Origin of the sequence: Zavarzinia sp. CC-PAN008 (assembly GCF_051903925.1) — a bacterium.
Classification (GTDB): domain Bacteria; phylum Pseudomonadota; class Alphaproteobacteria; order Zavarziniales; family Zavarziniaceae.
In genome coordinates, this window is the sequence record NZ_CP173678.1 from 1,243,022 (window position 1) to 1,255,576 (window position 12,555).

Annotated in this window: 12 protein-coding genes; 11 read left to right on the forward strand and 1 reads right to left on the reverse strand. The window is 69.3% G+C overall.

All coding sequences use genetic code 11. The features are described 5' to 3' along the window. Window positions 1-144: 144 nt before the first annotated feature. The 5 genes from ACI6GS_RS05995 to ACI6GS_RS06015 all read left to right on the forward strand — a co-directional run bounded on the left by ACI6GS_RS05995 (window position 145) and on the right by ACI6GS_RS06015 (window position 6,523). Window positions 145-1,959: a flavin-containing monooxygenase gene (locus ACI6GS_RS05995; protein WP_439816877.1), complete on the forward strand. Its 1,815-nt coding sequence runs from the start codon at window positions 145-147 to the stop codon at window positions 1,957-1,959. A gap of 129 nt (window positions 1,960-2,088) precedes the next feature. Continuing rightward, window positions 2,089-2,925: an alpha/beta fold hydrolase gene (locus ACI6GS_RS06000; protein ID WP_439816878.1), complete on the forward strand. Its 837-nt coding sequence runs from the start codon at window positions 2,089-2,091 to the stop codon at window positions 2,923-2,925. Window positions 2,926-3,146: 221 nt separating this feature from the next. Further along, window positions 3,147-5,489 carry a putative bifunctional diguanylate cyclase/phosphodiesterase gene (locus ACI6GS_RS06005; RefSeq protein ID WP_439816879.1) on the forward strand — a complete coding sequence of 781 codons (2,343 nt, stop codon included), beginning with the start codon at window positions 3,147-3,149 and terminating at the stop codon, window positions 5,487-5,489. A gap of 129 nt (window positions 5,490-5,618) precedes the next feature. Next, window positions 5,619-6,251, forward strand: a complete 633-nt coding sequence (locus tag ACI6GS_RS06010) for a glutathione S-transferase family protein (protein ID WP_439816880.1) — start codon at window positions 5,619-5,621, stop codon at window positions 6,249-6,251. A gap of 77 nt (window positions 6,252-6,328) precedes the next feature. Next, on the forward strand, window positions 6,329-6,523 hold the full coding sequence (locus tag ACI6GS_RS06015; protein ID WP_439816881.1) for a hypothetical protein: 195 nt from the start codon (window positions 6,329-6,331) through the stop codon (window positions 6,521-6,523). A gap of 34 nt (window positions 6,524-6,557) precedes the next feature. Here ACI6GS_RS06015 and ACI6GS_RS06020 read toward each other — a convergent pair whose 3' ends face one another. Continuing rightward, entirely contained in the window at window positions 6,558-7,976 is a 1,419-nt protein-coding gene (locus ACI6GS_RS06020; RefSeq protein WP_439816882.1) for an NAD(P)/FAD-dependent oxidoreductase, read from the reverse strand. Between the two features lie 115 nt (window positions 7,977-8,091). Between ACI6GS_RS06020 and ftsE the strand changes: the two genes are divergently transcribed. The 6 genes from ftsE (at window position 8,092) to ACI6GS_RS06050 (ending at window position 12,550) form a co-directional block, all read left to right on the forward strand. Next, window positions 8,092-8,895, forward strand: coding sequence for a cell division ATP-binding protein FtsE (gene ftsE / locus ACI6GS_RS06025; RefSeq protein ID WP_439816883.1), 804 nt, complete (start codon window positions 8,092-8,094; stop codon window positions 8,893-8,895). Then, window positions 8,892-9,764, forward strand: a complete 873-nt coding sequence (locus ACI6GS_RS06030; protein WP_439816884.1) for a cell division protein FtsX — start codon at window positions 8,892-8,894, stop codon at window positions 9,762-9,764. The genes ftsE and ACI6GS_RS06030 overlap by 4 nt, the downstream gene beginning before the upstream one ends. Window positions 9,765-9,777: 13 nt before the next feature. Beyond that, complete coding sequence (locus ACI6GS_RS06035) at window positions 9,778-10,320, forward strand: D-glycero-alpha-D-manno-heptose-1,7-bisphosphate 7-phosphatase (protein WP_439817935.1); 543 nt, start codon at window positions 9,778-9,780, stop codon at window positions 10,318-10,320. Further along, complete coding sequence (locus ACI6GS_RS06040; protein ID WP_439816885.1) at window positions 10,317-10,886, forward strand: YdcF family protein; 570 nt, start codon at window positions 10,317-10,319, stop codon at window positions 10,884-10,886. The genes ACI6GS_RS06035 and ACI6GS_RS06040 overlap by 4 nt, the downstream gene beginning before the upstream one ends. A 105-nt stretch (window positions 10,887-10,991) precedes the next feature. Beyond that, the gene (locus ACI6GS_RS06045) at window positions 10,992-12,005 is read left to right on the forward strand and encodes an NAD(P)H-dependent flavin oxidoreductase (RefSeq protein WP_439816886.1); all 1,014 of its coding nucleotides are present in this window, start codon (window positions 10,992-10,994) and stop codon (window positions 12,003-12,005) included. A 110-nt stretch (window positions 12,006-12,115) separates the two neighbouring features. Continuing rightward, window positions 12,116-12,550, forward strand: coding sequence for a potassium channel family protein (locus tag ACI6GS_RS06050; protein WP_439816887.1), 435 nt, complete (start codon window positions 12,116-12,118; stop codon window positions 12,548-12,550). The last annotated feature ends 5 nt before the right edge of the window (window positions 12,551-12,555 follow it).

Sequence of the window (12,555 nt, forward strand, 5' to 3'; positions counted from 1 at the left end):
ACGGTCAGGTTCGGCAATGGCGGACGTGCGCCAGGGGCCGTGCGGGCTAGAACATTGATCTAGGCTGGCGCTGGACCTAGGGTGCCGCAACGTCAACCCCCCGGTTTCAGGCCGTGCGGGGCGCAAGCCGAAAAGGGAGTGGAGATGGACAAGGTGGCGCCGATCGACGAGAACCTGGACTTCGATCCTGCGGCACTGCGCGAGCGCTACGCCCGCGAGCGGGACAAGCGCCTGCGCAAGGATGGCGAGGCACAGTACGTCGAACTGTCCGGCGCCTATGCCCGCTATTCGGACGAGGACCCCTATGTGGAGCCGGGCTTCACGCGGGCACCCCTGACGGACGAGGTCGAGGTCGTCATCATCGGCGGGGGCTTCTCCGGCATGCTGGCGGCGGCGCGCCTGCGCGAGGCAGGCGTCAACGACATCCGCATCATCGAGGCGGGCGGCGACTTCGGCGGCACCTGGTACTGGAACCGCTATCCGGGTGCGCAGTGCGATATCGAAAGCTATTGCTACCTGCCGCTGCTGGAGGAACTGGGCTACATCCCCAAGGAGAAGTACTCCTACGTCACCGAGATCTTCGAGCACTCGCAGCGCATCGGCCGCGAATACAAGCTCTATGACATCACCTGCTTCCAGACCCGCGTCCGCTCGATCCGCTGGGACGAGGAGCTGAAGCGCTGGCGCATCGCCACCAACCGCGACGACGACATGAAGGCCCGCTTCGTCGTCATGGCGCTGGGCACCGCCAGCCGGGCCAAGCTGCCGGGCATCCCGGGCATCGAGACCTATAAGGGCCACAGCTTCCACACCAGCCGCTGGGACTATGGCTATACCGGCGGCGACACGACCGGAAACCTGCACAAGCTGGCCGACAAGCGGGTGGCGATCATCGGCACGGGTGCGACCGCAATCCAGTGCATCCCCCACCTGGGACGCCACGCCAAGCACCTCTACGTCTTCCAGCGCACGCCGTCGTCTGTCGATCATCGCGGCAACAAGCCGACGGACTATGAATGGGCCAAGACGCTGCAGCCCGGCTGGCAGCGGGCGCGCCGGGAGAACTTTGCCGCCATCGTGACCGGCCAGCCGTTCGAGGAGGACCTGGTCAATGACGGCTGGACCGACGTGTTCCGCCGCCTTGCCGCCTCACCCTTCGGGCAGGAAAAGGGGGCCGTGTCCCCAGAGGACATCGCGAAGCGGGCCGAGATCGCCGATTTCGTCAAGATGAACGAGATCCGCGCCCGGGTGGACGAGACGGTCGAGAACCCGTCGGCGGCCGAAGCGCTGAAGCCCTGGTACCGCCAGTTCTGCAAGCGCCCCACCTTCAACGACGACTACCTGCCGACCTTCAACCGGCCCAACGTCACCCTGGTCGACGTGGCGGAATCGAAAGGTGTGGACCGCATCACGGAAAAGGGCGTGGTCGCCAACGGCCAGGAATACGAAGTCGACTGCATCATCTATGCCAGCGGGTTCGAGATCTCGACCGAGTTCCGCCGGCGGATCGGCTTCGACATTCGCGGCAAGGGCGGCCAGTCCCTCTACGACTACTGGAGCGATGGGTATAAGACGCTGCATGGCTTCTCGACCTGCAACTTCCCCAACTGGTTCTATATCGGGATCTCGCAGAACGGCCTGTCGGTCAACATGACCGCCATGTTCGACGACCAGGCCCGCCACATCGCCTACATCATCCGCGAGGCGCAGAAGCGCGGCGCCCGCACGGTCGAGCCCGCACCCGAGGCGCAGGCCGCCTGGGTCGAGACGATCCGCAAGCTGTCGATCGACACCCGCGCCTATTTCGAGGCCTGCACCCCCGGCTACTACAACAACGAGGGCCGGGCCAGCGGCGGCCTGAATGCCGAAACCTATGCGCCGGGCATCAACGCGTTCAACGCGCTCCTGGCCGAATGGCGGGAGAAGGGCACGATGGAGGGGATGATCCTGGGCGACTGACGCCCAGGCGTCGTGGCGGGGGGGCGACGCGGTCGCCGTCCTGCCGCGCGCGGCCGCTTGCACGATGGAAATTGTCACGGCGCAGGCGGAGAATGCGCCGTCCACGGTCCTTCATCGGAGGCAGCGCGCATGGCATTCGTCACCACCAGCGACGGCGTCGAGATCTTCTACAAGGACTGGGGGCCAAAGTCGGCTCAACCCGTCGTCTTCCACCATGGCTGGCCCCTGTCGGCGGACGACTGGGACGCCCAGATGTTGTTCCTTGTCAACCAGGGCTTCCGCGTCGTGGCGCACGACCGGCGCGGCCATGGCCGATCGGCCCAGGTCGGCGACGGCCACGACATGGACCATTATGCCGCCGATGCGGCGGCGGTGTTCGCGCACCTGGACCTGCGGGGCGCGGTCCATGTGGGCCATTCCACCGGCGGGGGCGAAGTCGCGCACTATGTCGCCCGGCATGGCCAGCCCCAGGACCGGGTCGCCAAGGCCGTGCTGATCGGCGCCGTTCCCCCGATCATGGTGAAGACGCCCGCCAATCCCGGCGGCCTGCCGATCGAGGTTTTCGACGGCTTCCGCGCGGCGCTGGCCGCAAATCGCGCGCAGTTCTACCTGGATGTTGCCAGCGGGCCATTCTACGGCTTCAACCGGGACGGCGCACAGGTCAGCCAGGGCGTCATCCAGAACTGGTGGCGCCAGGGCATGCAGGGCGGTGCCAAGGCGCACTATGACGGCATCAAGGCCTTTTCCGAGACGGACTTCACCGACGACCTGAAGGCCATGACCGTGCCGACCCTGGTCCTGCACGGCGAGGACGACCAGATCGTGCCGATCGACGATTCCGCCAGGCTGGCCATCACCCACCTGCGCAACGGCACGCTGAAGACCTATCCCGGTTTCAGCCACGGCATGTGCACCGTCAATGCCGACGTCATCAACGCCGACTTGCTGGCGTTCATCCGGGCCTGAGCGCACGGCCGGCCCGGTGCCCGCGGTGCGGGCGCCGGGTCGCATTTGCCTCAATCTTGAGCCGAACTGGTGCGACCTGTGACATCCAGCGGGATTAGCAGTTCATTCACTTATAATGTCGACAAATAGAGCCTAGTCTGAACCAGTAGAGCTGGACGGGGTTTACCATGCGATTGGCGGCGGGGGCCGGGCACGGCCTCGATCCCACGGCGCCCCGCGCAATGCGGCAACCGGCGTCGCTGCGCCTGGCGGCCACGACCCTGACCGCGGTGCTCCTGGTGCTGGGCGGGATCAGCCTGCTGGCGATGCTGTCGACCTATCGCGTCGGGCTGACGGTCCACCGGCGGGCGGAGCACAGCTGGATCATGCAGCAGGCCCATGCCGAGGTGACGGAGCTGGAGGCGCTGGGCTACGAATACTGGCGCAGCCCCGCCCAGGCGATCCGAGCCGAATACGCTGCGGCCACAACCCAATTGGCCGACCTGCTGCGGAAGGCGCGCGCCGGGGATACCGACACCGCCGACCTGGATCGGGTGGACGGGCTGCTGCGCGATTACCGGGCGTCCATGGACCGGCTTTTTGCCGCGGTCGACAATGGCCGGCCGGCCCTGGCAACCGCGATCCACGACCTGGAACTGGATGCCCGGTTCGGCACCCTGCATGATGCCGTCTATAGCTTGGCCCAGGCGTCGCTTGGTGCCGCATTGCGCGAGCTGCATGGCCTGGAGCGGCTGCAGCGACAGGCCCTGCTGGCCACGCCGCTGATCCTGGCGATCGGGCTGGGCACTATCGGGCTGAGCTGGCGCATGGCGCGCGCGCTGGAACGCACCGCCCGTGCCAGCCTGGAACGCGAAGCCGTCGCCGCGCGGCACGGCGAGCAGCGCTTCCGCGCCCTGGCGCAGAACACCTCGGACGTGATCCTGATCTGCACTCCTGACGGCGCCATCACCTATGTGGGTCCCGCCGCCGACAGCGCCTGGGCCACCGCTGGCGAGGCGCTGCTGCGCCAGCCCTTCGCCAGCCTGGTGCTGGCCGACGACCGGCCGGCGCTGGAGGAGGTGTGGGCCCAAGTCGCGGCCGAGCCCGAGACCCAGCGCGAGGTCGAGGTCCGCATCCAGGGCGGCGACGGCCAGGTACGCGACTGCGTCCTGGTGGTGACGAACCAAGTCCAGGTCCCCGCGGTGGCCGGCATCGTGATCACGGCCAAGGACGTCACCACCCACCGCGCCCTGACCCGCCAGCTGACGCAGCAGGCGTTCTACGACGCGCTGACCGGCCTGCCCAACCGCGCCCTGCTGCTGGACCGCGCCGGCCAGGCGCTGGTCCGCGCCGCCCGGCACGAGGGCAGCGTTCTCGCGATCATGATCGACCTGCAGGACTTCAAGAAGGTGAATGTCAGCCTGGGCCATGCCTCTGGCGACCGGGTCCTGTGCGCCATCGCGCGCCGCCTGCGCGAGCGGGTACGGCCGGAGAGCACGGTGGCGCGCCTGGCCGGCGACCAGTTCGTCGTTCTGGTCGAGCGGATGGGCCGCGAGGCCGCCCTGTTGAAGGGCGAGCTGCTGCGCCTGCACCTGTCGCAGCCGCTGGAGTTCGAAGGGCACGAACTGGCAATCGCGCCCGCGATAGGCATCGCCATCAGCGATAGCGGGCAGGAGGGGCCGGAGGGCCTGCTGCGCAATGCCAACGTCGCCATGGACCATGCCAAGGCATTGGGCGGCGAGGTCTGCGTGCTGTTCGAGCCGTCGATGGAGGTCGACGGCCCTGGCCGGCTGAGCCTGGAGGCCGACCTGCGCCATGCGATCGAGCGCGACGAGCTGCGCGTGGTCTACCAGCCGATCGTGGCGCTGGAGAGCGGCGAGATCGTCGAGGTCGAGGCGCTGGTCCGCTGGCAGCACCCCACGCGGGGCCTGGTCTCGCCCGTGAGCTTCATTCCGTTGGCGGAGGCAACGGGCCTGATCGTGCCCATTGGCCGCTGGGTCATGGAGCAGGCCTGCCGCCAGGTCGCCGCCTGGAACGGCCTGGCCGATCGTACCGCGCCGCTTGTCGTGGGGGTCAACCTGTCGCCCCTGCAGTTCCGCCAGGCGACGCTGCTGGCCGATGTGGAGCGGGCCCTGGCCCAGGCCGGCCTGCCCGCGGAATGCCTGAAGGTCGAGATCACCGAGACGGCGATGATGAACGACGCGGAGGCGACGATCACGACGCTGAATGCGTTGAAGGCGCTGGGCGTGCGCCTGGCGGTCGACGATTTCGGGACCGGCTATTCGTCACTGGCCTATCTGAAGCGCCTGCCGCTGGACGTCATCAAGATCGACCGCTCGTTCGTCGACGGCATTGGGCACGAGGCGGAGGACACGGCAATCGTGAAGGCGATCATCGCCATGGCCCAGGCCCTGCGCTTGACCATCACGGTCGAGGGGGTCGAGACCGCCGCGCAGGCGGACCTGCTGACCGCATGGGGTTGCGAGCGGGGGCAGGGCTATCTCTATTCCCGTCCCGTCGATCCCCAGCGGATGGAGGCCCTGCTGCGGCAGGCCATGCCGCTGCCCCTGGCCAGCGCCGCCTGATCCAGCCCTCGCTCCCATCCAGGAGCGGGGTCGACGGGGATTGAAGCTGCGGCCGTCGGTGGCTTGGCGCCATACTGCGTCCGGGGACCGCGCCCAAGACGGTCCCGCTCAGAACGACCGGGGGACGCCATGCTGTTCTATGACTATCACGACGCGCCCAATCCGCGCGTCGTGCGGATGTTTGCGGCGGAGAAGGGCATCGCCCTGCCGCTGCGGCCGCTGGACCTGAACCGCGGCGAGAACCGCAAGCCCCCCTATGTCACCGAGATCAACCGCACCGGCCAGGTGCCGGCACTGCAACTCGACGACGGCCGGGTGATCTGCGAGATCCTGCCGATCTGCGAGTACCTGGAGGAGTTGCATCCCGCGCCGGCCCTGATCGGCGCCACGCCCGAGGACCGGGCCGAGGCGCGGCAATGGACGCGCTGGATCGACCTGAAATACGTGGAGCGGATGACGGAGGCCTGCGTCGTCCAGGCGGGGCCCATCCGCGACCTGTATTCGCGCTTCAACTACAAAACCATGCTGCCGCCCGAGATGTGGGAGATCTGCATGGCCGTGGCGCATGAGAAGCTGGCCTGGTTCGATGCCGAGATGGCGGGCCGCACCTTCGTCTGCGGCAACCGCCTGACCCTGGCCGACATTCACCTGTTCGTGTTCATCGACTTCTTCGAGGGGTTGGGCCTGAACTTCCCGCGCGCGCTGTCCTGGGTGGCCGGCCATTACGACCGCATGAAGGCGAGGCCAAGCGCGGCAGCCTGAGGATTTCCGCGTCGCGTTGAACAATTCGCGGCCGGCGCCATTGGACGGGTCAGACGATCCAACCGAAAGCGACGATAATGGCCGACACGGACAAGCAGCAGGGTGCCCGCAGCGGACGCGGGCCGGACGGACCGGCGCAGGGCGCGCGCGGGGCGGACGATGGCGAGCACGGCCAGATCCCCGTTCCCACGCCGCCCCAGGGCCGCCAGGGCACGGGCGCCGGCCGCAAGGAACACACCGGCGCCGTGACCGGCTCGGGCGACAAGGACTGAGCCGGACCCGACGCGCGATCCGGCGCCAGCGGGGCTACAGCGCGTCCTTCACCGTGTAGCCGGCATAGGCCGCGGCCAGGTACACGCCGCGCAGGGCAGCAGCCGGGAAGCGCTTCAGCGGCTGGCTCATGGGCGCGGGGCCAAAGCCGCCGCTGGGGTCGTTGCGTCCGGCGATGTCCTGCGCCAGGTGACGCCCGCACCAGGTCGCCATGGCGACGCCGTTGCCATGATAGGCGAGCGCATAGGAGACGCTCGAATCCTCGGCCAGCCGGCCCATGTGCGGCAGCAGGTCATAGGAAAGGTCGGTCAGGCCACGCCAGAAGTGCGTGATCTCCACCCCCTTCCAGGCGGGGAACTGCTGGTACAGGCGCCGGGTCATCCAGCCCTGCTTGCGCTGGGCCGCCGACGGTGCCGCGCTGAGGCCGCCGCGCGAGCCGAACAGGAAGCGGTTGTCGGGCAGCAGGCGGAAATAGAACAGCAGGTTGCGGGTGTCGAACATCACCTGCCGGCTGCGGAAGGCGTGGGCGTCCAGCTCGGCCTGGGTCAGCGGCCGCGTGACGATGATGTTGGTCAGCACCGGCAGCAAGACGGCCTCGAACGCCGGATGCAATGCCTCTGGCGTGAAGCCGGCCGTGGCCATGACGACCCGCCGCGCCTTCAGCGTGCCCCCGGCGGTGGCCAGGTGGTGCAGTGTGCCCACCTTGTCCCAGCGCAGCACACGGCTGCGGCCATGGACGCGGGCGCCGTGGCGCAGCGCCGCACGGGCAAGGCCCTTCACGTACTTCAGCGGATGCAGGCCGAAGCCGTCGGGATAAAGCAGGCCGCCATGCGCTTCCGGCCCGCGATAGGCCCGGGTGACGAAGCCGGCGCGATCGACCAGGGTGCTGCCCAGCCCGAAATCGCGGGCCAGCGCCTCGCGCTCCGCCGCCAGGCCCGTCATGCGGCTGGGGCGGTGGGCGATCTCCCACTCCCCCGCCTCGGTCGCGTCGAAGTCGATGCCCTCCTGCTCGCCCAGCGTCCGCACCAGCGCGACGGACTCGGTCTGCGCGTCGCTGAACCGCCGCGCCTCGTCCAGGCCGAACTTGGCGATGATCGCGTCCCAGCCCAGCTTGGTCGAGCCGCGCACGCAGAAGCCACCATTGCGGCCCGATGCGCCCCAGCCGATCGGCCCCGCCTCGAGCACGGCCACGTCGATGCCGTGGTCGCGGGCCAGATGAAGCGCGCACGACAGGCCCGTATAGCCGCCCCCGATCACGGCCACGTCGCAGGTGGCGTCACCGGCCAGGGGGGTCGCCTCGTCCACCGGGGGGCCGGCGGTTGCTTCCCAGTAGCTGGGCACGGCCTGCCCGGCGTCATAGATCGACGGATCGTAGAGATCGGCCATGGCGATGCGATTGCCCTGCGCGTGATCGGTGCGCCCGGGATGGTGGACCTTCCCGGGGCGCCGTGCCACCCTCGACCCGATGGTTGTCCGGGATTCGCCGCTGCGGCGCCCGGACGGGGCGGCCGGGATTCCGGCCACGACGATCAAGGGCGCCTGTGCGCGCCCGCAATCAAGGTGACGGTTGGTGGTGCGTTTCGAGAACGTCGGCATGCGATATGGCCAGGCCGACGAAGTCTTGCGGGACATCAGCTTCACGCTCGAGCCAGGCTCGTTCACGTTCGTGACGGGTCCGAGCGGGGCCGGCAAATCCTCCCTGCTCAAGCTGCTGTACCTGGCGCATCGCCCGTCCCGCGGGTTGATCGAGCTGTTCGGCCATGACCTGTCCCAGGTCCCGCGCAACGACCTGCCCGGCTTTCGCCGGCGGATCGGTGTGGTCTTTCAGGAGTTCCGCCTGCTGGAACATCTCAGCGCCTATGACAACGTGGCCCTGCCGCTGCGCGTCGCCGGGCAAAGCGATGCCCAGGCGCGCGAGAATGTGGTCGAGCTGCTGAACTGGGTCGGGCTGGGCGAGCGGCTGAGGGCCCGCCCCTCGGCCCTGTCGGGCGGCGAGAAGCAGCGCCTGGCCATCGCCCGCGCGGTGATCAACCGGCCCGAGCTGCTGATCGCGGACGAGCCCACGGCCAGCGTGGATCCCGAGATGGGCGAGCGGCTGATGCACCTGTTCGTGGAGCTGAACCGGATCGGCACGACAATCGTCCTGGCGACCCACGACGCCGCGCTGATCAACCGCTATGACACGCGGGTGCTGCGCCTGGACGAGGGCGAACTGGTGGGCCCGCGCCTGCGCGGTGCCCGGCCGCTCGGCGCCCGCGCCGCCGGCCAGCCGCCGGCCCTGGCCGCGGTCGAGGACGTGCCCGACATCCCGCCCCCGCCGAACCCCGAGCAGAGTGCCGAGCGGGCAGAGAGAACCGATGGGGGCCTGTCATGAGCGATGCCTCCCTGCTGCCGCAGGACCGCCTGGCGACACGGCTGCTGCCGGCGGTGATTGCCGTCATGGTCCTGCTGGCGGCCATCGCGATCGGTGGCCTGTTCACCCTGAACGCCGCGCTGGCCACGTGGTCGGACGAGCTGGGTGGCGACCTGACGGTACAGATCCCGGCCCTGGATGACGCCAGTGCCGAGGCCGAGATGGCGGCGGCGCTGGAGACGCTGAAGCAGACGCCCGGCATCGTCCAGGCGGCACCCATGGCGCGGCCCGTGCTGGAGGCTCTGCTGGAGCCTTGGCTTGGCGCCGGCAACGTGCCGCCCGACCTGCCCCTGCCCCGCCTGATCGAGGTGCGGATCGACGTCCTGAACCCGCCCGACATGCCGGCCCTGCGCAAGACGCTGGCCGATCGCGCGCCCAATGCCCGGCTGGAGGATCCGAAGGAATGGCTGCATGGGCTGGTCGTCCTGACCCGGACGGCGCAGTTCATCGCCCTGGGCGTCGTCGTCCTGGTCCTGGGCGCGCTGGTCGCGACGGTGGTCCTGGCCACGCGGGCGGGACTGGCCGCCAATGAATCGGTGGTCGAGGTGATGCACCTGGTCGGTGCCCAGGATTCCTTCGTGGCCCACCAGTTCGAACGGCAATACCTGGTGCTGGGCCTGAAGGGCGGCCTGGCCGGGCTGGTCCTCGCGATCCTGGCCTATGGCCTGCTGGTGCTGCTGCGGGGCGACGTGGAGGCCGGATTCCTGCCCGACCTGACGCCCGGCATCGGCCAGATCCTGACCTTCCTGATGCTGCCCGTCCTGGTCGCGGCGCTGACCACCCTGTCCGCCGGCCTGACCGTACGCGGCCAGTTGGGCCGCCTGTCCTGATCCGGTCGGCGTGATGCTGGTCCTGCTCGACCGCGACGGGGTGCTGGTGGAGGACCGCACGGACTATGTCCGCACCCCCGACCAGCTGGTGCCGCTGCCCGGCGCGCTGGAGGCCGTCGCCCGGCTGAGCCAGGCTGGCCACCTGACGGCCGTCGTCACCAACCAGGCCTGTGTCGGCAAGGGCATCATCGACGAGGCCATGCTGGGCCGCATCCACGAACGCCTGAACGCCCTGGTGCGGCAGGCGGGCGGGCGGCTGGACGCGATCTATCACTGCCCCGACCCTCCCTGGGCCGCGGGGCCCCGGCGCAAGCCAGAGCCTGGCATGCTGAGCGAGGCGCTGCGCCGCTTCCGCAGCACGCCGGCGGAGGCCATGATGATCGGCGACACGCTGCGCGACCTGGAGGCTGCGGCCCGGCTCGGCGTGCGGCGCATCCTGGTGCGCAGCGGGCAGGGGGCACAGACCCAGGCCCGGGGACTGCCGCCGCATGTCCTGCCCGTGGCGGTGCACGACGACCTGGGGGCGGCGGTGTCCGCTCTCCTGGACGGGCGTTGAGCGGGTCCCGCGGGGTGCGCACCATCAGCCTGCTCATCCGCCTTGTCGTGGCGTCGATCCTGGTCTGGGCCGGGGGATTCCTGGTCTTCCTTGCAACGCTGCCCCCCTCAGGCACCGCCGCCGACCGGGCCGACGGCATTGTTGTCCTGACCGGCGGGCCGGGTCGCCTGGATGCCGCGCTCGACCTGCTAGGCCAGGGACGGGGGACGCGGCTGCTGATTTCGGGCGTGAACCCGGAAACGACCATGGCCGACATCCAGCGCACCACGCGCGGCGCCGCCCGCCTGTTCGCCTGCTGCGTCGACCTGGATCATGCGGCGCGCGATACGATCGGCAATGCCCGGGAAACGGCCCGCTGGGCGCGGGAGCGGGGCTATCGCTCGGTCCTGGTGGTGACGGGCGTGGGACACATGAAGCGCAGCCTGGTTGAACTGGGACAGGTCATGCCGGCCGTGACGCTGGTTCCCCATGCCGTTGTCGGCCGGGAGGGTGATCTGATGGCGCTGGCCACAGAGTTCGACAAGTACCTGGCCGTGTTGATGCGCCGCGCGCTGCAGGCGACCTGATCCGGTCAACCTGATCCAGGCGCCGCCGACGCGGTTGTGGTTGAGTGGCGGGCAAAACGGCGTTCTATTCCTGGCATCAAGAAGATGGATGGAAAGCCCAGGACCATGTCGCCAGTCAGCCGCCCCGCGTTCGCGGGCAATCGCGTCGTCCGCCATACCGGCTCGCGCTACCCCATCCTGCAATCGCCGATGAGCTGGATTGCGCGCGCGCCGCTGGTGTCCGCGGTGTCTGCGGCAGGGGCCATGGGGGTGCTGGAGACGAGCAGCGGCTTTCCCGTCGTGGCCGAGGAATACGCCGCGATCCGCGCCGCGACCGACCAGCCCTTTGCCATCAACATCGCGATCAAGTTCATCAAGGACCGGCCAGAGGTCGAGCGTGCCGTGCTCGACTGGGCGCTGGACGGCCGTGTCGGCTTCGTCACCACCTCCGCCGGGGACCCGCGGCGCCACGTCCAGCGCATCAAGGACGCAGGCGTGATCGTCTATCACCAGGTGGCGACGCTGGAAGGCGCACTGAAGGCTCAGGATGCCGGCGTCGACGGACTGGTGGTCGAGGGTGGGGAGAGTGGCGGCGTGCGTGGCGCCGATGCCGTGCACAGCTTTGCCCTGCTGCAGGCCGTGCGCGAGCGGGTCGACCTGCCCATCGTGGCGGCGGGCGGCATCGTCGACGGCCGCGGCATGGCCGCCGCCTTTGCCCTGGGGGCGGAGGGGGTCGCCATGGGCACGCGCTTTGTCTGCTCCGCGGAAAGCCCGGTCCACGTCAACTACAAGCAGGGCATCGTCGATGCCGGCGCCAGCGGCAGCCTGACGGTACCCATGGGCGGGCGCGCCATCATCCGCGTGCTGCGCAACGACCTGAGCGAGGGCATTGCCAGCGGCCGGGTCGAGCCGCTGCACCCGCAAAGCTCGATCGACAACCTCTATGTCGGCGGCGACCTGGGCAAGGCGATGGGTTCGGCCGGCGAATCGGCAGGCCTGATCCATGCGATCCTGCCCGCGGCCCAGATCGTGGAGGACACGGTCGCCGGCTTCTGGCGTGAGATCGAGCGCCTGTCCGGACTACTGCATGGCCAGACACAGAGCGACCGGACATTGGGCGACCGGGCGGCAGCGGGCTGACGCGGGACGGCGATTGATCCTGGGCAAACCGGGCGCCCGCAATCGGTCCACACTGATCGTGCGGCGTCCCCGGCCCGGGCGGGGCGCCCCTTGCCGCTGATGGATGGCCGATGCTGATCAACCTGCTGCTGGGGACCTGCGTCATCGCGGGAACCGTCGTCATCCACACGTCGGGAATGGTCATCCTGACCCGCGTCGCCCAGGCCGTGAACGAGCGGTTGCGCCTGCACCGCCACGATGCCGGCCGCACCCTGTCAATGATCGGCACGGTGCTGGGCCTGTTCGGGCTGCACACGCTGGAAGTCTGGCTCTGGGCGGCGGTGTTCCTGGCGATCGGGGCGTTTTCCCGGGTAGAGGACGCGCTCTATTTTTCGGTCTCGACCTTTGCCACGGTCGGCTATGGCGACGTCGTCCTGCTCCACGACTGGCGCCTGCTGGGGGCCATGGAGGGGATCAACGGCTTCCTCCTGATCGGCTGGTCGACTGCCTACCTGATCGCCGCGTCGATCCGCCACGGGCCTTTCCAGGCGGGCGTCCACTTCTGAACGCT

Bases quoted from the DNA above. Each gene is read 5' to 3' on its own strand.
- ACI6GS_RS05995 (WP_439816877.1), top strand. From the start codon at position 145: ATGGACAAGGTGGCGCCGATCGACGAGAACCTGGACTTCGATCCTGCG.
- ACI6GS_RS06000 (WP_439816878.1), top strand. From the start codon at position 2,089: ATGGCATTCGTCACCACCAGCGACGGCGTCGAGATCTTCTACAAGGAC.
- ACI6GS_RS06005 (WP_439816879.1), top strand. From the start codon at position 3,147: ATGCGGCAACCGGCGTCGCTGCGCCTGGCGGCCACGACCCTGACCGCG.
- ACI6GS_RS06010 (WP_439816880.1), top strand. From the start codon at position 5,619: ATGCTGTTCTATGACTATCACGACGCGCCCAATCCGCGCGTCGTGCGG.
- ACI6GS_RS06015 (WP_439816881.1), top strand. From the start codon at position 6,329: ATGGCCGACACGGACAAGCAGCAGGGTGCCCGCAGCGGACGCGGGCCG.
- ACI6GS_RS06030 (WP_439816884.1), top strand. From the start codon at position 8,892: ATGAGCGATGCCTCCCTGCTGCCGCAGGACCGCCTGGCGACACGGCTG.
- ACI6GS_RS06035 (WP_439817935.1), top strand. From the start codon at position 9,778: ATGCTGGTCCTGCTCGACCGCGACGGGGTGCTGGTGGAGGACCGCACG.
- ACI6GS_RS06045 (WP_439816886.1), top strand. From the start codon at position 10,992: ATGTCGCCAGTCAGCCGCCCCGCGTTCGCGGGCAATCGCGTCGTCCGC.
- ACI6GS_RS06050 (WP_439816887.1), top strand. From the start codon at position 12,116: ATGCTGATCAACCTGCTGCTGGGGACCTGCGTCATCGCGGGAACCGTC.